The organism is Pectobacterium peruviense, assembly GCF_002847345.1.
In the GTDB taxonomy this organism is placed as follows: domain Bacteria; phylum Pseudomonadota; class Gammaproteobacteria; order Enterobacterales; family Enterobacteriaceae; genus Pectobacterium; species Pectobacterium peruviense.
Genome location: NZ_LXFV01000006.1, coordinates 64,010 through 83,869 on the forward strand (window position 1 = coordinate 64,010; position 19,860 = coordinate 83,869).

Sequence of the window (19,860 nt, forward strand, 5' to 3'; positions counted from 1 at the left end):
GGTGATGTCTTTAAAAACAATCGCGAATAACCTGGGTTTGTCGGTGGCTGCGGTGAGCCGTGCTCTGAACGGTCATCGGGATATCTCCGAAGCTACGCGCCAGCGTATTCAGGAAGAAGCGGAACGCATCGGCTATCGCCCCAATACGCACGCGCGACGCCTGAAAATGGGCAAAAGCAATGCGGTTGGGCTGGTCTATCCCTACGCCTCCTCCCTGAGTAACGATATCTTTTTTGAGATGATTGGCGCGATCAGCAGCAAACTGGCGCAGCACGACGTAGATTTTCTCCTACTGGCAGACGAACAAGACGCCTGTCAGGGCGCTGTCCGGTTGATCACCAGCCACCGTATTGATGCGCTGATTGTGGCACACACGTGCGAACAGGATGCGCGACTGATGTTGCTACAACGCCACAAGGTGCCTTTTCTGGCGCTGGGACGCAGCCAGCTACCACACCCTTACGCCTGGTTCGATTTTGACAACCGCGCAGGCATGGCGCTGGCGACTGAACACCTGATTACGCTCGGCCACCGCCGCATCGCCATGTTAAGCGAAGACCATCCGCAGGCGTTCATCATGCAGCGCCGTCAGGGTTATCGCGATGCTCTGCAACGCCACGATTTGCCGTTTCACGATGCCTATCTGCGTGGTGTTGATCCAACACGTCGCGCGGGCTACCAGGCCATGCTCGACCTTCTGGCGTTACCTGAACCGCCAACCGCGATTGTGATGGATGGTAACGTTCACGGCGACGGCGCCGTTGCCGCATTGCAGCAGGCTGGTCGCCTTTCCGGTTCACATCCTATCGCGTTAGTGATGTATGACGGTTTACCACAGGACAGCCTGACCGACCTCAACGTAACCGCAATAGAACAGGCGACACGCGAACAGGTTGGCGAACAGATTGCCAGCATGACGCAGGCGCTCATCGCAGGCGAAGCCGTAGAAAATTTGCAGGTATTATGGCAGCCGACGCTACGCATCGGTAAAACGAGTTTTCCCGCCTAAGCTATTCCGCCCCCTCTCTCATAAAGACATCGGTTGGTTTTTTACGCCAGCCGCCAGCGAGACGCCGTTCACATCTTCATCGAAATTTGCGCCCATTTACTGACGATTATTTTAACAAAATCACATTTCTTAAACGTTTAAGTTGATGACTTAAACGTTTAAGTTTTCACTGAAAGGCACTACTTGCAGTTTGGTCGTAATTTGGAGCCTTTCTTATGATGCGTGATATTGTTCAATTAACCAGCGCAGGGTGCGATGTCATCGTGCGCTGCGCTCCAGCAGCAGAAATTCTCTATTGGGGGCCACGGCTGCGCGGCTTTTCGCCAGAAGATATCGTTTCTCTGCAACGCCCCGTCGCCAATGGTCGTCTGGATGTCGATCTTCCTCTGACGCTGGCGATGGAATACGGGCGTGGTCAGTTCGGTTCACCGGGCATTGAAGGCCACCGTTCAGGTTACGACGCCGCGCCGATCTTCACGACCACGCAGGTTGATGTTCAAGACAACACGCTCACCATCACGGCAGACGACACACAGGCTGGCCTTCGCCTGACCAGTGAACTGCGACTCGATCCGCAGACCGATGTGCTACAACTGCGCCACACGTTACAGAATCTGCGCGCTGACGCCTGGCAAGTACAGCGTCTTGCCGTCACGCTGCCCGTCCCAGAACGGGCGAGCGATGTCATGGCGTTTCACGGTCGCTGGCTGCGTGAGTTTCAGGCTCACCGCCTCACGTTGCAGCACGGCGGTTTTATTCAGGAAAGCCGTCGAGGAAGAAGTTCACACGAATATTTTCCTGCTCTGATTCTTGGCGAATCCGCATTTAGCGAGCAACGTGGCACCGTCTGGGGCGTGCATTTAGGCTGGAGCGGCAACCACCGTCTGCGTGCCGATATCAAAACCGACGGACGTCGCGTCGTACAGGCGGAAGCCCTTTATCTGCCGGGCGAAATCACGCTGGCGCAGTCAGAATCGCTCACAACACCGTGGGTCTACGCGGCGTTCTCCGATACCGGCCTGAACGGCATGAGCCAGCGTTATCACTCCTTCTTACGCCAATCGCTGATCCAATTCTGCGGCGATAAGCCGCGCCCGGTGCACCTCAATACGTGGGAAGGGATCTATTTCGATCACTCCCCAGAGTACATCATGCAGATGGCGAGCAAAGCCGCCGATGTCGGCGTAGAGCGCTTCATTATCGACGATGGCTGGTTCCGCGGACGTCATCACGACCGAGCCGCGCTCGGCGACTGGTATCTGGACGAGGAAAAGTACCCTAACGGGCTGATGCCAGTCATTGAGCATGTCAAAGCGCTGGGGATGGAGTTCGGCATTTGGGTCGAACCAGAGATGATTAACCCCGATTCCGATCTGTTTCGCGCCCATCCCGACTGGGTGCTGCAATTGCCCGGCTACGAGCAGCCCACAGGCCGCTACCAGTATGTGTTGAATTTAAACCAGCCCGACGCCTTCGCTTATTTACTGGAGCGACTGAGCTGGCTGCTAGGCGAGCACCCTGTCGATTATGTGAAATGGGATATGAACCGCGAACTGGTGCAGCCCGGCCATGAAGGACGTCTGGCCGCCGATGCGCAAACCCGACAGTTTTATCGCCTGCTCGATACCCTGCGCCAGCGTTTTCCCCATGTCGAATTTGAATCCTGCGCCTCCGGCGGCGGCCGCATCGATTATGGCGTGCTGGAGCGCACCCAACGTTTCTGGGTATCGGATAACAACGACGCGCTGGAGCGTCAGACCATCCAACGCGGTATGAGCTACTTCTTCCCACCAGAGGTGATGGGGCAACACATCGGGCACGCCCGCTGCCACGCCACGTATCGGCGTCATACCATTGCTTTTCGCGGCCTGACAGCCCTGTTCGGCCACATGGGAATCGAGCTGGATCCTGTCAAAGCCGATGATGACGAACTGGAAGGCTATCGCCACTACATCCAGTTGCATAAAACGCTGCGCCCGCTGCTGCACAGCGGCACAACCTGGCGGGTAGAGATGCCGGACGATACGGTACAGGTCACCGGTGTGGTGAGCCGCGATCAACAACATGCCGTTTTTCAGGTAGCCCAGTTGCGCATGCCAGATTATTCGCTGGCAGGCACACTCCGCTTCCCTGGCCTGCTGCCCGACGCACGTTATGAAATCAAACTGCTGGACGGCCCGGAAATCAAAACGGTGCGCGAAGGTGGCGGCACCATGCGTGAACTTCCACCTTGGTTACGCCAACCGCTGGTGGTGTCCGGCGATTGGCTGATGCAGGCCGGCATTGCCCTTCCCGTCCTGACGCCAGAAACCGCCATTCTGGTCGAGCTTTCCGCGGTGCAGGAGAGCGCCAGCAGCTAGCTTTTTTGTTGTACGGCAATCATGTAGCACCAATACGCAACCACACATAGATACCCTAAATAATTCGAGTTGCAGGAAGGCGGCAAGAGAAGGCATCCCGATGAGCTTACTCAAGTAAGTGATTCGGGTGACAAATCTGCTGGGAGCAGATTTGAACGCTGCTCGCAGCGGCCCTTCAGGGCGAGGCCCACGACGGGCCGAGTATTTAAGCGCAGCCAACACACCTGCAGCTTGAAGTATGACGGGGATACCCTTCAGGGGAAATAAAGATGCCTACTACTTCCTGCTACTACAAAAATAACCGTAACTTCTGGATTTTCGGCGCGTTCTTCTTTCTTTATTTTTTCATCATGGCGACGTGCTTTCCGTTTTTGCCGATTTGGCTGTCGGACGTTATCGGGCTCAATAAAACCGATACTGGTATCGTCTTTTCCTTCCTGTCGTTGTTCGCAATCCTGTTTCAGCCGTTCCTCGGCATCCTGTCCGACAAGCTGGGTATGAAGAAGCACCTGCTCTGGGTGATCTCGGTGCTATTGCTCTTTTTTGCCCCTTTCTTTCTCTATGTCTTCGCCCCGCTGTTAAAAATCAACGTGATACTAGGTGCCTTAGTCGGCGGCCTGTATATCGGGTTCTCTTTCAGTGCGGGCGCCGGTGCCATTGAAGCCTATATCGAACGCATCAGCCGACAGCACCACTTTGAGTACGGTAAGGCGCGCATGTTTGGCTGCTTTGGCTGGGGAATCTGTGCTTCAACGGCGGGAATGCTGTTTAACATCAACCCCGATATTGTGTTTTGGATGGGATCTGGGTCGGCGATTATTTTGATCGTGTTGCTGTGTCTGGCGAAGACGGAAAGCAACCCGACCGCCGCCGTCATGGACTCGCTCGGTGCCAATGCCTCGCCTTTTAGTGTGAAGCTGGCATTAGGCCTGCTGGCCAATCGTCAGTTCTGGTTGCTGGTGCTGTACGTGGTCGGCGTCGCCTGTATTTATGATGTCTACGATCAGCAATTCGCTAATTTCTTTAAATCGTTCTTTAGTTCACAGGAACAGGGTAATCAGATCTTTGGTTTTGTTACCACGGCTGGGGAAGCGGCAAATGCGCTGGTGATGTTCTGCACACCGTGGCTGATCGGTCGGATCGGTGCCAAAAATGCGCTGCTGGTGGCAGGAACCATTATGTCGATCAGGATTTTGGGTTCAGCCTGCGCTACGTCTATCACAGAAGTCATCATCCTGAAGATGCTGCACGCCTTCGAAGTGCCGTTACTGCTCATCGGGGTCTTTAAATACATCGCCAATACGTTTGATTCGCGCTTGTCGGCCACGATTTATCTGGTGGGCTTCCAGTTCGCTAAACAGTTCATGGCAATATTTCTCTCCTCTGCCGCGGGCAATCTGTACGATCGTATCGGCTTCAACCAGACTTACCTGCTTCTTGGTGGTATCGCGCTCACCTTTACGGCAATCTCAGCCTTTACGCTGTCATCTTCACGTAGTACAGCGAGTATGCGTTCTCAGACCGCGCATTAAAGGTGAGTCGAGCGGTGATAATGGGTAGATCGTAAAGACGCTGCGAGTAGGTGTGTTAACGATCTAAATCGCTCAGAATCGTTTTTCAACGCTCATCCCGCCCCGTTGAATCAACATCAACGGGGCGGGATGTCCTTATTTCACGTCTCGCAGCGCGGTTTTATCCACGTAAGGCTTCATGATGCCATCGGCCTCTTTCTGTGCAGCGGCAGCAGCGTCATCGACCTTTTTCGCCGGATCGTTTAGCAGCGCCGCCAGCTGATTTTCCATCGCTTTGCGTACCGCGACCGTTTCATAGGTTGCGTACCACGGATGGGCATATTGCAGCTGTGACAACGCAATGGCTGCACGCGGATCTTTCGCCAGATAGTCTTTCATTTCTGGCAGATCGTAGGCCGCCATACGCGGTGCGAAATAGCCGGTAAAACGGCTCCAGCTTCCGCTAACTTCCGGACTGACCAGATAGTTCATAAACTGCCAGGCCGCTTTCTTCTTCTCCTCGGAAATCCCTTTGAAGCTCACCAAACTCGCCCCGCCGATGGTCACACCACGACGCTCTTTTTCCGGCATCATCGCCACACCGAGCGAGAAATCTTTGGTGTTTTCACGCATAAAGCCCAGCGCACCGGTGCTCAGCATCGCCATGCCCAATTTTCCGGAGAAAAATGCGGCGCTGATTTGCTTGGAATTCAGCACACCCGCAGGCATTGCTTTGTCGCGATACACCAAGTCACGCCAGAACTGGAGCGCGCCTTTGGTCGATGCGGTGTTGTAATACACTTCTCCCGGATAGTCGGCATTGTAATACGCCCCGCCGTTGGCGCGCGTCAATGCAGACAACATCCAGCCGCCGTAGTCATCGTTCGTGGACGGGATCATGATGCCCCACTGCCCTTTCGCCGGATCGGTCAGTTTCTTGGCGACCGCAGCCACTTCATCCCAGTTTTTTGGCGGTTCGTTAAAACCGGCCTTCTTCAGCATATCTTCGTTGTAATAGAGGATCGGCGTCGAGTTATGGAACGGGATCGCGTAAGTTACGCCCATCACCTGCGCATTCTGGTGCAGCGCAGGCCAGAAGTTTTTGGTCAGAAAAGGCGTGGCTTTTTCGTTGCCGTATTTGAACAGCTCATCCATCGGCAGGATTTCATCTTTGATGACCAGATCGGCAGTGAAGTTTGCAGACATAATCACCAGCGCTGGCGGATCGCCCGCTTTGGCAGCAGCTTCCGCTTTCACTTTCGTCGTGTCGTAACTGCCGGTGAAGATCCCACGCACTTCAACCTGATCTTGCGATTGGTTGTACTCTTTGATGATGCGCGTCATTTCCATCGTCAGCTTGCCATCAACCGGCGCGGGGAACATAAAATCGATATTCTCTTTTGCCAGAGCAGGGCCAGACATCAGCAAGGCTATCGCCAGCGCCATCATACGAGGCTTACGCATTTCTTTTCTCCTGGGATAAATTACGGGCGGTTTGCCCAGAAAACCAATGACAATCCTGCGGTGAAAAATGAAGTACAACGGACGCGCCGATGTTCGGCACGCCATCGCGATTTGGACGACGGTAGCGAATATTGCCCAACGGCGTATCCACATGCATCAGATACTCCGCGCCAAATAGCTCCCGTTGCTTCACCGTTCCCGACAATGACAAATCGCCGTCTGACGCGGCGTGTTCGGTAAGATGCTCAGGTCGAACCCCTAGCAGCACACTGGTTAATGAACGTGTTTCTTCACTCGCGGGCAGCGCCACAGGCAGTGCTTGTAAAAACGCGTGACCATCGGAACATGCCAGCGTCACCATGTTCATTGCGGGCGTGCCGATAAATCCGGCAACAAAGACGTTAGCCGGGTGAGAATACAGCTGTTCCGGCGTACCGACCTGCTGCAACACGCCGCGATCCAGCACGGCGATCCTGTCCGCCATCGTCATTGCCTCGATCTGATCGTGCGTAACGTAGACGGTGGTGGTTTTCAACTGCCGATGCAGATCCATAATGCCGTCCCGCACATCACTGCGCAGCCGAGCATCCAGATTCGACAGCGGTTCATCCATCAGAAACAAGCGTGGATCGCGCACGATCGCCCGTGCCATCGCCACGCGCTGACGCTGGCCGCCAGACAGTTTTCCCGGTTTGCGTTTAAGCAACGGCTCAAGCTGAAGCAGGCTGGCAACGCGCTGTACCCGTTGTGGATACTCGGCTTTCGGCTCACCGCGCATCCGCATGCCAAAAGTGATGTTCTGCTCAACGGTCAAATGCGGAAACAACGCGTAGTTCTGGAAGATCATCGAGAAATTGCGCTGCTTCGGGCTCCACGTCGTGATGTCGTCGTCGCCCAGCAGGATTTGCCCATCGCTCACGTCTTCCAGACCAGCCAACATACGCAGCAGCGTACTTTTGCCACAGCCGGACGGCCCGACCAGCACCAGAAACTCACCGTCGGCGATATCTAACGACAGCGATGCCAGCGCCTGCATGTGTTCGAAGCGTTTACTGATATTGCGTAACTGAATCACGGCCATTACGCATCCACCGGACAGCTGATTCGTGGATCGTAGAGGTAAGGCCCGGTGTTCGACGCGATCGACTGGCTGTAGCTCACCAGCCCGGTTACCGGCACATAGCGGTGCATGACGACGCTAGCGGGTTCCAGGTTGTAGTACGACGTATCGTCATAGTAGAAATACGGTACCTGATGGACGGTGCCCGGCACCGTAGCAATAATCGCCTGCCGATGCTGCGTCATAATCAGGCGATGCGTATGCCCGCAGAAGATCCGCGTAAGCTGCGGGAAGCGTTCGATCAGCGTCAGCAACTCGTGCCCATTTTCGCAGGCGATACGATCCATATGCGCCGATCCCAACGGCAGCGGCGGGTGGTGCATGAAGATCGCCGTTTCACGCGTTGAGTGATCCTGCAATTGCTGCTCCAGCCAACCTAGCGTGGACGGCGTCAGCCAGCCTTTCGCCTGCCCAGTCAAACTGGTGTCGATGAACAGCAGGCGCATCGGGAAATCATCCACCGCATAGCGGATATTTTCTGGATCATCGCCCAATTGCGGGCAAAGTGGACGCATCGCATTGAGAAAATGCTGTTTGTCATCATGATTGCCCGGAATCACGTACAGCGGATAATCCACCATCTGCAACACGCGCTGGGCAACCTGATACTCCTGCGGACGCCCGCAGTTGACGATGTCGCCGCTAATGACCACCGCGTCCGGCCGCTCGCTCAGCGCATTTAGCTGATTGATGACTTTGGCATTTTCCCCGTTAATATCAATAAACTCATAGAGCTTGCGCCCTTCACTGCGAAAATGCAGATCGGAAATCTGAGCCAGCAACATAACAACCACCTCTATCATTATTTCGCCCGTTGGCGAACACCGATCGCTTAAGGATCGAGATACACGGAGCGACCACAGGGGTGAGGCGTCCCTGCGGGAACCTCCCCCTGTGTTTCTCCTAATCAATAAAAGTAAGTAACCCGCATCTTCCCGTTGGCGATTTATTTACTTAATGCCTGAGAAGCCGAAGCTGCTCAGGAACTGCTTCTGGAACACCACAAAGGCCACCATCAGCGGCAGGCACACCAGCAACGTACCCGCGCAGATCAATCCCCACTGTCCGCCGGACTCTGCGCCCATCGCGAACGACACCAGCCCGATGGTCAGCACCTGTTTGTCCGGGTCGTTGAGTACCATCAGCGGCCAGAGATATTCGTTCCAGTGGTAGGTAATGCTGACCGTGGCGAAGGCCAGAATCGACGGCCAGGTCATGGGAATCAGGACATGAAACACCACCTGCCACCAGCGGCAACCTTCCATCAACGCGGCTTCTTCGATCTCTTTAGCGATATTGAGAAATGCCTGACGCATCAGAAACACACCAAATGCTGAGGCGAAATACGGCATCATCACGCCAGTCAGGGTATTGAGCAGGCCAAGCTGTTTTAGCGTCATCATGTTTGGCACCATCATGACGACAGGCATGATCATCATTTGAATCAGCAGCAGGTAGAACAGCAGCGTTTTGCCACGGAATTCGTGGTAGGCGAAGATGTAGCCCGCCGTGGTGATCGTGACCAGCTGTACCAGAAACGTGCCGACCGCAAAGATCAGCGTATTGGTGTAGAGCCGTAACCAGTCAGCGCTGTCCCACGCATCGCGGAAGTTATCGAACGTCAGCGGAAGACGCGGCAGCAGCGAGGCCATATCCACGCCAAAACTGCTGGCACTGACGGAAGAAGACAGCATCCAGATAAATGGACTGACCCACAGCAACGCGGCGCAAATCAGCAGCAGCGGCAGCGTGAACCGCGTCGTGATACGTAGAGGGTTGGTCGCGCTTCGGCTTTCAGCGCGCTGGCTTTTCACGCTCCGAACGTCAACGATCTGATTTTCAGCGCTCATAATGTGCCCCCTTCTCCAGCACCTTCAGATTCATAATGGAAAAGGCGAACAACAACACCAGTGTCAGGAAGGTAGCCGCAGAGGCTTTGCCCAGATCGTGGGTGTCATTCGCCAGATCCTGAATGTAATAAAGCAGCACGGTCGTGGCGTTATTCGGCCCACCGCGCGTCATCACGGCGACGTGATCAATCTGAGTAATGGCGTAGATAAAAGCGATGGTGACCACGAAGGCGATGGTTGGCCGCAGCAGCGGCAGCGTGACGTAGAAAAACACCTGACGCCGCGAGGCTCCCTCCATCAGCGCCGCCTCGCGTGCAGAGGCAGAAATGGCTTGCAGACCGGCGAGAAAAAACAGCATGTAGTAACCCGCAAATTTCCAGATACCAATGACGCTCACTGCCACCAGCGCGCTGTCACTCATACCGAGATAGTTGTTATTCATCGGGCCGAATACTTTCGCCAGATAGTAATCCAGCAGCCCCAGCCCCGGCATAAAGATGAACAGCCACAGCGTCGCGGCACTCACCAGCGGAATAATCATCGGAAAGAAAAAGGCGGTACGCAGCCAGCGATTCACGCGCGTGTTTTCCCACAGCAGCACCGCCAGCAACAGCGCCAACAGCACGCCGGGCACGACCATCATCAGGATATACAGCACGTTGTTCAGCAACGCCTGCCAGAACACCGCGTCCTGCACCAGACGCGCAAAATTATCCAACCCGACAAACAGCGGCGTATCGGCATTCAAACGAGTGTCATACAGGCTGTCGATGACTGAACGCAGCAGGGGGAAATAGGTGAAGGCAAGCAAAAAAACCAGCGTCGGCAACAGCACAAGGTAGGGAAAGCATTTTGCACGCATAACTCTAGGGTCGCTCAGTGTGAAACACAGAGGCCTTACCCTAGAACGCCAGCGTGTCAAAGGGGCGTCAGTTTAATGACAGTTTGCTTTCCGATTGGGAAAATATGCCTGCGAATGATTTCGCAGGCCCATCTTCTACAAATTAGCAACGCCACCATCGACCAGCAGTTCCGTTCCGACAACAAAGCGGGATTCATCAGAGGCAAGGAAAACAGCAGCCTTCGCCAGCTCCCAGGGCGTTCCCATTCGACCAATCGGCACCAACTGTCGAATTTGCTCCTGCATGGCACGTTGCTGCTCGGGGGACAGACCCAGTTTATCAAGTGCGGGCGTTTCAGTGGGGCCCGGACTCAAGCCGTTAACCCGAATGCCGCGCGTCACCAGTTCAGCCGACAGCGTGCGCGCCAGTGAGAGTAATCCCGCTTTGCTCGCAGCGTAGGCGCTGCTCTGCGGTAGACCAATATGGGCACTGGTTGATCCACATAGGATCACCGAGGCCGGGTTGTTCAGCAGCGGCAGTAGTGCCTGAACCAGAAAGAACGGCCCTTTGAGATTGGTTGCCATGAGTCGATCCCAAGCCGCTTCATCCCAGTCCTCCAGGGAACGATGGGTGACATCGCCTGCATTAGCATACAACACGTCCAGACGCGGCCATTGCTGTGCCAGCGTCTGCGCCAAATCATGCTGGGCGCGGATGTCTCCGGCATCGCAACGGATCGCCAGCGTAGAATGGCCTAACTCAGCCTGCGCACGCGCCAGCGCGTTCTCATCGCGTCCAGTAATCGCGACCGTCGCCCCTTCGGCCAGAAACTGACGTGCCGTTTCTATCCCAATGCCGCTTGTGCCTCCAGTGATCAAAGCAAACTTATCTTGCAGCCGTTTCATCATGATGTGTCCTGTCTCATTGCTTGAAAAACGGCAGTATTTCATCAATAGTATCCTTTTGTAAGTAGGCACCAATTGGATACTAAAGAGGATAGTGGAACCCTATGTCTGTTCACGGCCCATCAGCAAATACGTCATCTGACAGGGCAGAACCGTGCCCAATGGTAAATTTCGTCAATCTCATCGCGGGGAAATGGGCAATACCCATACTGTACCGCCTGATCGTGATCGGCGAACCCGTGCGCTTCAGTGCATTACAACGCGCTATCGCCCCTATCACTCAGAAGGAACTGACACGACAGTTGCGCCTGTTTGAACAGCGCAAACTGGTACAACGTAAGGTGTATGCCGAAGTGCCACCGCGAGTGGAATATCAGATCACGCCACTGGGTAAATCGCTCCAGCCAACGCTGGATTCACTGGCAGACTGGATGAGGACACATAGCAAAACATTGGCTGATGATGGCTAAGCACACGATGCCGATTCGGCATCGCGCTGCCATAGGGGAATAGATAAAAATAACAAAATCAATAAATTAAAGCCTCCTCTGTAGAGAGGAGGCTTTAGGAACCATGAGCAACAACGCGACTGACGTTGTAATAACTGCCAGTTCGGTTAATTACGCATAGTCGCTCATCGGCACACACGAGCAGAACAGGTTACGGTCGCCGTAAACATCGTCCAGACGCTTCACGCTCGGCCAGTATTTGTGTTCACTGCCTGCTGGGAATACCGCCAGCTCACGGCTGTATGGATGCGCCCAGTCGGCCACCAGCTCCGCCTGCGTGTGCGGCGCGTTGACCAGCGGGTTGTCGTCCAGCGGCCATTCACCCTGCGCGACGCGGTTGATTTCGGCACGGATCGCCAGCATCGCATCGATAAAGCGGTCTATCTCCACCTGACTTTCTGATTCCGTCGGTTCCACCATCAACGTGCCTGCTACCGGGAACGACATGGTCGGCGCATGGAAACCGTAGTCAATCAAACGCTTGGCAATATCCATTTCGCTGATGCCAGTGCTTTCCTTGAGTGGCCGAATATCCAGAATGCACTCGTGCGCAACACGACCGTCACGGCCGGTATAAAGCACCGGATACGCCTGCTGCAAGCGCGTTGCGATATAGTTAGCGTTCAGGATCGCCATCTGGCTGGCTTGTTTCAGCCCTTCCGCGCCCATCATGCGGATATACATCCAGCTAATCGGCAGGATAGAGGCGCTACCGAACGGTGCCGCAGAGACAGCCCCTTGCTCCGTCAGCACACCATCAATTTTGACTACCTGATGACCCGGCACAAACGGCGCCAGATGCGCTTTCACGCCAATCGGCCCCATGCCCGGCCCGCCACCACCGTGCGGAATACAGAAAGTTTTGTGCAGGTTCAGATGCGATACGTCCGCGCCAATGTAGCCCGGCGTCGTAATGCCAACCTGGGCGTTCATATTGGCGCCATCCAGATACACCTGACCACCGTATTGATGCACGATCTGGCACACTTCACGAATCGTCTCTTCATAGACGCCGTGGGTAGACGGATAGGTCACCATGATGCAGGAAAGCTGTTCACCCGCTGCCTGTGCCTTCTCACGCAGATCGTGCAGGTCGATGTTGCCCTGTTTGTCACAGGCAACGACCACCACTTCCATCCCCGCCATCTGCGCCGATGCAGGGTTAGTCCCGTGCGCGGAGCTAGGGATCAGGCAGAGATGACGCCCCGCTTCATTGCGGCTCTCATGATAGCGACGGATCGCCAACAGTCCCGCATATTCACCCTGTGCGCCCGAATTAGGCTGCATGCAAACGGCATCATAACCCGTCAACTGCACCAGCCAGCCCGATAGCTGCTCGATCATCTGACGATAGCCCAGCGCCTGTTCCGGCGGGCAGAACGGGTGCAGTTCGGCAAATTCAGGCCAGGTAATCGGCAGCATTTCCGCCGCCGCGTTAAGCTTCATGGTGCAAGAGCCGAGCGGGATCATCGCCTGATTCAGCGCCAGATCCTTACGCGCCAGACGGTGCAGATAGCGCATCATCTCGGTTTCGCTGTGATAGCGGTTGAAAACCGGATGCGACAGGATCGCATCATGACGCAGCAAACCAGCCGGGATCGTTGCAGCCTGCTGACCGATAGCCGAGTCGAGCGCGTCAATATCCAGCCCGTGATCGTCACCTAGCAGCACGGCGAACAGCGCCAGCACGTCTTCACGCGTGGTCGCTTCATCCAGCGTGATACCCACGGCACTCGCCAAATCGCTGCGCAGATTGATGCCAAAACTTAATGCCCGGCTCAGTACCGCGTCCTTGTCCGCAACCTCAATGGTTAGCGTGTCGAACCAGCTGCGGTGGCGCAGCAGTCGTCCGCCCTGCGTTAACCCTGCCGCCAGAATGTCAGTCAGACGATGGATACGTCCCGCAATACGTTTAAGCCCTTCCGGCCCGTGGAATACCGCATACATCCCCGCAATGTTGGCCAGCAACACCTGCGAAGTACAAATATTGGAATTCGCCTTCTCGCGGCGAATATGCTGTTCACGCGTCTGCATCGCCATGCGCAGCGCGGTATTGCCCGCCGCATCGCGCGACACGCCGATAATACGGCCCGGCATGGCACGTTTATGTTCATCACGACAGGCGAAGAACGCCGCATGTGGGCCGCCGTAGCCCATCGGCACGCCGAAACGCTGTGCGGAACCGAAGACGATATCAGCGCCTTGCTTGCCCGGCGCGGTCAGCACAACCAATGCCATAATATCTGACGCCACGCAGCTGACGACCTTACGCGCTTTCAGTGCGGCCATCAGGTCGCTGTAATCGTGCAGTTCGCCCGTGGTTCCTGCCTGTTGCAGCAGGACGCCGAACACCGCATCGTCTTTCAGCGCCTCTCCAGCTTTGCCGACCACAATTTCAAAACCGAACGTTTCCGCACGGGTACGCACCACGTCTAGCGTTTGCGGGTGTACATCATCGGCAACGAAGAAACGCTCGGCCTGTTTGAGTTTACTGATGCGTTTTGCCATCGCCATCGCTTCCGCAGCGGCAGTGGCTTCATCCAGCAGCGAAGCGGAGGCCAGATCCAACCCAGTTAAATCCTGTGTAACCTGCTGGAAATTCAGCAGCGCTTCAAGACGCCCCTGAGAGACTTCCGGCTGGTACGGCGTATAGGCGGTGTACCAGCCTGGGTTTTCCAGCACGTTGCGTAAAATCACTGGCGGCATCAGCACGGTGCTGTAGCCCATGCCGATATAGCTTTTATAACGTTGATTGCGTCCTGCAATGGCCTTCAGCTCAGCTAACGCCTCATGTTCCGTCACGGCTTCCCCCACCGCTGGCGGGCTAGGCAGTTGAATGTCCGCAGGGACAATCTGGCGAATCAGCGCATCCAGCGACGTCGCCCCCACCACTGACAGCATGTGCTGCTGCTGGCTGACGGAAGGACCGATATGGCGCTCGATAAACGCGCCGTCATGTTCGAGTTGACTGAGTGTCTGGGTCATTACAACAATTTCCTGCATCAATCGTGATAGATCGTTGCCGCGCTGAAATACGGCGCGGACGAATAAAATCAAACGCCCCAGCACAAAGGCCGGGGCGCGTTCACTACTCGTCTTCTTCTAACGACGCCTGATAGCCTTCGGCATCAAGCAGTTCATCCAAATCAGACTCATCAGAAATTTTGATACGGAACAGCCAACCGTCGGTATAAGGCGCGCTGTTGACCAGCTCAGGGGAGTTTTCCAGATCGTCGTTAACTTCCACGATCTCACCGCTGATAGGCGCATAAATATCCGAGGCCGCTTTTACCGACTCCGCCACCGCGCAGTCCTCGCCTGCCGCGACTACCGTGCCTACTTCCGGTAAATCGATAAACACCATGTCACCCAGAAGTTCCTGCGCGTGTTCGGTAATACCCACGCTGTAGATACCGCCGCCTTCATGCAGTACCCATTCGTGTGACGTAGCGTATTTTAATTCTGTTGGTACATTGCTCATTGCATCCCCTTTCCTAAAGTCGTTAATCCTGTATACCCGTCATACTTCAAGCTGCTTGTGCGTTAGCTGCCCTCATTCACCCCAGTCACTTACTTGTGTAAGCTCCTGAGGATTCACTCGGTTGCTGCCTTCACGCAACTCGAATTATTTAGGGTATGGGCTTATTTTGATAAGCAGTTTGCTATTAATACTGAACGATGGCTTTTCCGGCACGAACAAAGCCGGGTTTGGTCACGCGCACGGGCAGTTCGCGATTACGAATCTGCACGATAGCCTGCTCACCAATTCCCGCCGGAACACGCGCCAGCGCAATACTGACGCCAAGCGTCGGCGAGAACGATCCGCTGGTGATCACCCCTTCGCACATTACGCCATCACTATCAGTAAAGCGCACAGGTAAATCATTGCGCAATACGCCTTTTTCCGTCAGTACCAAACCAACCAGTTGCTCGGTGCCTTTTTCACGCTGATGCGTTAATGCCTCACGCCCGATAAACTGGCGATCTTCCGGCTGCCAGGCGATTGTCCAGCCCATATTGGCCGCCAGCGGCGAAATTCCCTCATCCATATCCTGACCGTACAGATTCATCCCAGCTTCCAGCCGCAGCGTATCGCGTGCGCCCAGTCCACAAGGCTTCACGCCAACCGCCAGCAGTTGCTGCCAGAAATCGACCACCTGCTCATTTGGCAGCGCGATTTCATAACCCGCTTCACCCGTATATCCCGTCGTGGCGACGAAGAAGTCCCCTGCCTGCTTGCCAAAAAACGGCTTCATGCTAGCAACCGCAGCCACGTCTTCATCACTCAGGCCTTGTGCCTTCAGGAGGCCTTGAACTTTTTCTTGCGCCTGCGGACCTTGTACCGCGACGAGCGCCAACTCGTCGCGCTCACGGATTTCGACACCGAACGCGGCAGCATGCTGCTCGATCCAGGCGAGATCTTTTTCACGCGTCGCGGAGTTCACCACCAGACGGAAATAGTCTTCCGTCAGAAAATAAACGATCAGATCGTCGATCACGCCGCCGGAGGCATTCAGCATGCCGGTATAAAGCGCTTTACCTGGCTGTGTGAGTTTGGCGACATCATTCGCCAGCAGATAACGCAGAAACTCACGGGTTCTCACACCATGCAAATCAACGATAGTCATGTGGGAGACATCAAAAATGCCAGCGTCCTGACGCACAATGTGGTGCTCATCCAGTTGGGAGCCGTAATGCAGTGGCATCATCCAACCATGAAAATCCACCATTTTGGCGCCATCGGCCAGATGCTGTTGGTACAACGGAGTCTGCTTTGCCATTCCTCATCCCTCTTCAGCGCACGGCGTTCAGGCGATAAAACACACTGCGCAAACGATATCTTCTGACTGAACTTACCACCGAAGCGCAGGTTAAACCACACTCTTAGTCATAAGATAAATTATATAGAAAGAGAAGAAAATCGAGTCACTCACAAAAAACAAAGCAGCGTAATATGCTTACCAATAGGCAAAACTAAGCACATAAATTATTTAAACGAGTAGATAACACAGATTTATGACATTAAAACTGGATAACTCAGGCAATGCCAACTGAATAAAAAACCCATTCGGATTAGATAAAATAATGATAAAAACAGACCTAAATTAGATTTTTTCAATCAAAATCTAACAGCGAATCTCAGCCTTACTTCCCCCCTTACACAACCACCATCACGATTCTGTGAGCCACTTCTCAAGCGTCTTTACCTCAGTGCCAGCGTACAAGCTGTACATGGCAGCAGGTGGAAGGCATTCATAGCCAACATTTCCCATACTAATAGCAAGGAATTGCGCAGCATGTATTTTTCGATTTATCAAAATCAAACGCTATTAGGAGAGAGATGATGGCTAACAGAATGATCCTTAACGAAACATCCTATTTTGGTGCCGGTGCTATCGCTCAGATAGTCGATGAGGTGAAGCGGCGCGGATTCAAGAAAGCGCTGTTGGTGACAGACAAGGATTTGGTTAAATTCGGTGTCGCTGCCAAGGTTACAGCGAAGCTGGACGCAGCTGGGTTGCCCTACGATATCTACGATGAGGTGATTCCAAACCCCACTATTAGCGTGGTGGAAAGGGGCATTGAGCGCTTCAAGGCATCGCAGGCCGATTACCTGATCGCGATTGGCGGCGGCTCACCGCAGGATACCTGTAAAGCTATCGGGATTATTATCAATAATCCTGAATTCGCCGATGTTCGCAGCCTCGAAGGTGTTGCCGCCACCCGACGCCCTGCCGTCCCGATTATCGCTATCCCGACCACCTCCGGCACGGCCGCCGAGGTTACGATCAATTACGTGATCACCGATGAAGAAAAACGCCGCAAATTCGTATGCGTCGATCCACATGACATCCCGATTGTCGCCATTGTCGATCCCGACATGATGACGAGCATGCCGGCCTCGCTTAAAGCTGCAACGGGGATTGATGCCCTGACGCACGCGATTGAAGGCTTCACCACCAAAGCCGCTTGGGAACTGACGGATACGCTGCACCTGAAGGCCATTGAAATTATCAACCGTTCACTGCGCGATTCCGTTGCCGGGAAACCGAAAGGCGTGGAAGAGATGGCGCTGGGGCAATATATCGCCGGTATGGGGTTCTCGAACGTTGGGCTTGGACTGGTACACGGCATGGCGCACCCACTCGGCGCGTTCTACAACACCCCGCACGGCGTCGCTAATGCGATCCTACTGCCGCACATCATGGCCTACAACGCCGATTACACCGGTGAAAAATTCCGGGATATCGCCGTTGCTATGGGGGTAAAAGGCGCGGTAGAGATGCCAATCACTCAGGCGCGAGAAGCGGCGATTAACGCCGTGCGGCAGCTTTCTCACGATGTGGATATCCCGCCGAGACTGCGCGATGTCGGCGTGAAAGAAGAGGACATTCCCGCGCTGGCGCAGGCCGCCTTTGACGATGTCTGCACCGGCGGTAACCCGCGCGATACCAACATCGACGACATAAAAGCGCTGTATCAGTCTATTTATTGAGGTTTTATAACCATTTATTAGCGCATGACAACAAGGCTTTGTTTTGTGCCCGCTCTCGTTACTGTGCGGGCACAACATGTATATACGCTAAATCTATACACACTAAATCAGCACACTAATATTCAAATTCCCCATCAGCCAGTGGTTGTCCGAATAATCAACCGGAATCGCAATGACCGCTGGGCCATCAACGTCCATTGCTTGACGGAGTTTGCTAATCAATTCATCGGCAGATTCTACCGCAAATCCTTTCGCGCCAAACGCTTCTGCGTAGGCTTTGAAATCAATCGGCCCGAACGACACGCCCGCAGGGCGATGGTATTTGTGCAGTTGCTGGATTTCCACCATGTTGTAGCCGTTATCCACCCAGATGATATGCAGGAGATTGCTTTTCAGGCGCACCGCCGTTTCCAGCTCCATGCTGGATTGCATAAATCCACCGTCGCCGGAAACGGAGACCACTTTTTTGCCGGGTTGTACCAGCGATGCGGCTATCGCCCACGGTAATGCTACCCCCATGGTCTGCTGACCGTTAGTCATCAGAATCTGTCGTGCCCGGAAGCTATACAGATAACGCGCCAACCAAATATGGAAACTCCCCATATCCACACACAGCGTGACATCCTCATTCACGATATCCTGCATCGCCCGCACCAGACGCAGCGGGTGGATTGCAAATCCTGTCATGTTGATGGCACGCGTGCTGAGATCGTGCCGCTGGCGCTGACGATCCTGCAATACAGACTGTGTATCAGCAGACAAGATAAAAGGTTCACTGATACAGGCATTCAACGTGTCCATCGTCATCGCGATATTTCCGAGCAGCTCAATATCAGGGCGATAGGCACTGTCGATCTCAGCTCGCAGCACATCAATGTGAATCAGCGTCGCCTTGCCGTTGTTCCACAACGATGGATCATACTCAATCGGGCTGTAACCCACAGTGACAATCACATCCGCCTGTTGCAGCAGCTTATCTCCAGCCTGATTGTTGAATAGTCCGACACGGCCGGCAAAATGATTGAACTGTTGCTGGTCGATTACGCCAGCAGCCTGATACGTGCTGGTCACCGGCAACTGACTATGGTGCAGAAAACGGCGCAGCGCCTGTGCATTTTCCTGCTGGCTGGCCATTAATCCGAGCAACAACACTGGATTTTTAGCCTGCCGCAGCCGTTTGGCCGCTTCAGCAATATCACTATGTGGCGCGCCGTTTAACAGCGGTAAATGCGGGCAGGCCAGAATCGGGCTAATAACCGGCTCATTGACGATATCCTGCGGCAGGCTGACAAACGCCGCCCCCGGCCGCCCACTTTCTGCTGCCCGAAATGCATTCGCCAACACTTCCGATATTGCAGAAGATGCCGTGATTTCCGCACTGAATTTACTGACTGGCTGAAACAGGCTAACCGTGTCCAGACTCTGGTGCGTCAACTTGAGCTTATCCGCTCTTTTAACCGCTCCGCCCAGCGCCACGACGGCATCCCCCTCTGCGGTTGCCGTCGCCAATCCCGTCACCAGATTGGAACAGCCGGGGCCGGATGTCACCAGCGTCACGCCGGCTTTCCCTGTGAGGCGTCCTATCGCCGCAGCCATAAACGCGCCGTTCGCCTCGTGCCGTACTGGAATCGTTTGAATCGTCGAGTCTTCCAGCTCATCAAACACACGATCAATTTTTGCGCCGGGAATACCAAAAATATGCTTCACGCCCTGCGCTTCTAAGTGTTTTACAATCAGCTCGGCTCCGCTGCTCCAGCTTTGCTGTTCGGTGGACTTTTCCATGACATGACTCCG

General features: G+C 54.6%; 15 protein-coding genes. 5 read left to right on the forward strand and 10 right to left on the reverse strand.

Annotated features, from left to right (window positions below):
- Positions 1-4 precede the first annotated feature (4 nt).
- The 3 genes from A0G03_RS05905 (at position 5) to A0G03_RS05915 (ending at position 4,901) form a co-directional block, all read left to right on the forward strand.
- Positions 5-1,009: a LacI family DNA-binding transcriptional regulator gene (locus A0G03_RS05905; protein WP_048258755.1), complete on the forward strand. Its 1,005-nt coding sequence runs from the start codon at positions 5-7 to the stop codon at positions 1,007-1,009.
- 215 nt (positions 1,010-1,224) lie between these two features.
- Positions 1,225-3,369 (forward strand): alpha-galactosidase, encoded by a 2,145-nt coding sequence (locus tag A0G03_RS05910; RefSeq protein WP_048258754.1) that lies wholly within the window; start codon positions 1,225-1,227, stop codon positions 3,367-3,369.
- A gap of 269 nt (positions 3,370-3,638) precedes the next feature.
- Positions 3,639-4,901: an MFS transporter gene (locus A0G03_RS05915; RefSeq protein WP_048258753.1), complete on the forward strand. Its 1,263-nt coding sequence runs from the start codon at positions 3,639-3,641 to the stop codon at positions 4,899-4,901.
- A 135-nt stretch (positions 4,902-5,036) separates the two neighbouring features.
- Here the strand turns inward: A0G03_RS05915 and A0G03_RS05920 are convergent, their stop codons facing one another.
- The 6 genes from A0G03_RS05920 to A0G03_RS05945 all read right to left on the reverse strand — a co-directional run bounded on the left by A0G03_RS05920 (position 5,037) and on the right by A0G03_RS05945 (position 11,061).
- On the reverse strand, positions 5,037-6,344 hold the full coding sequence (locus A0G03_RS05920) for an ABC transporter substrate-binding protein (protein ID WP_039290013.1): 1,308 nt from the start codon (positions 6,342-6,344) through the stop codon (positions 5,037-5,039).
- The gene (locus tag A0G03_RS05925) at positions 6,337-7,425 is read right to left on the reverse strand and encodes an ABC transporter ATP-binding protein (RefSeq protein ID WP_048258752.1); all 1,089 of its coding nucleotides are present in this window, start codon (positions 7,423-7,425) and stop codon (positions 6,337-6,339) included. The genes A0G03_RS05920 and A0G03_RS05925 overlap by 8 nt, the downstream gene beginning before the upstream one ends.
- Positions 7,425-8,249 carry a phosphodiesterase gene (locus A0G03_RS05930; RefSeq protein ID WP_048258751.1) on the reverse strand — a complete coding sequence of 275 codons (825 nt, stop codon included), beginning with the start codon at positions 8,247-8,249 and terminating at the stop codon, positions 7,425-7,427. Before A0G03_RS05930 ends, A0G03_RS05925 begins: the two co-directional genes overlap by 1 nt.
- Before the next feature lie 165 nt (positions 8,250-8,414).
- Positions 8,415-9,314, reverse strand: coding sequence for a carbohydrate ABC transporter permease (locus A0G03_RS05935; RefSeq protein WP_048258750.1), 900 nt, complete (start codon positions 9,312-9,314; stop codon positions 8,415-8,417).
- Positions 9,304-10,176 (reverse strand): carbohydrate ABC transporter permease, encoded by an 873-nt coding sequence (locus A0G03_RS05940; RefSeq protein ID WP_048258749.1) that lies wholly within the window; start codon positions 10,174-10,176, stop codon positions 9,304-9,306. Before A0G03_RS05940 ends, A0G03_RS05935 begins: the two co-directional genes overlap by 11 nt.
- Positions 10,177-10,311: 135 nt before the next feature.
- Positions 10,312-11,061, reverse strand: a complete 750-nt coding sequence (locus A0G03_RS05945) for an SDR family oxidoreductase (RefSeq protein ID WP_048258810.1) — start codon at positions 11,059-11,061, stop codon at positions 10,312-10,314.
- Positions 11,062-11,165: 104 nt separating this feature from the next.
- Between A0G03_RS05945 and A0G03_RS05950 the strand changes: the two genes are divergently transcribed.
- The gene (locus A0G03_RS05950) at positions 11,166-11,531 is read left to right on the forward strand and encodes a winged helix-turn-helix transcriptional regulator (protein ID WP_048258748.1); all 366 of its coding nucleotides are present in this window, start codon (positions 11,166-11,168) and stop codon (positions 11,529-11,531) included.
- 150 nt (positions 11,532-11,681) lie between these two features.
- Here the strand turns inward: A0G03_RS05950 and gcvP are convergent, their stop codons facing one another.
- The 3 genes from gcvP to gcvT form a co-directional block, all read right to left on the reverse strand.
- Positions 11,682-14,555: an aminomethyl-transferring glycine dehydrogenase gene (gcvP, locus tag A0G03_RS05955; protein ID WP_048258809.1), complete on the reverse strand. Its 2,874-nt coding sequence runs from the start codon at positions 14,553-14,555 to the stop codon at positions 11,682-11,684.
- Between the two features lie 103 nt (positions 14,556-14,658).
- Positions 14,659-15,051 (reverse strand): glycine cleavage system protein GcvH, encoded by a 393-nt coding sequence (gcvH, locus tag A0G03_RS05960; RefSeq protein WP_048258747.1) that lies wholly within the window; start codon positions 15,049-15,051, stop codon positions 14,659-14,661.
- 184 nt (positions 15,052-15,235) lie between these two features.
- A complete protein-coding gene (gene gcvT, locus A0G03_RS05965; RefSeq protein WP_048258746.1) occupies positions 15,236-16,351 on the reverse strand; it encodes a glycine cleavage system aminomethyltransferase GcvT in 1,116 nt (371 codons plus the stop codon).
- 563 nt (positions 16,352-16,914) lie between these two features.
- Here gcvT and fucO point away from each other — a divergent pair.
- Complete coding sequence (fucO, locus tag A0G03_RS05970) at positions 16,915-18,066, forward strand: lactaldehyde reductase (protein WP_048258745.1); 1,152 nt, start codon at positions 16,915-16,917, stop codon at positions 18,064-18,066.
- 102 nt (positions 18,067-18,168) lie between these two features.
- Here the strand turns inward: fucO and alsS are convergent, their stop codons facing one another.
- A complete protein-coding gene (gene alsS, locus A0G03_RS05975) occupies positions 18,169-19,848 on the reverse strand; it encodes an acetolactate synthase AlsS (RefSeq protein WP_048258744.1) in 1,680 nt (559 codons plus the stop codon).
- Positions 19,849-19,860: the final 12 nt, after the last annotated feature.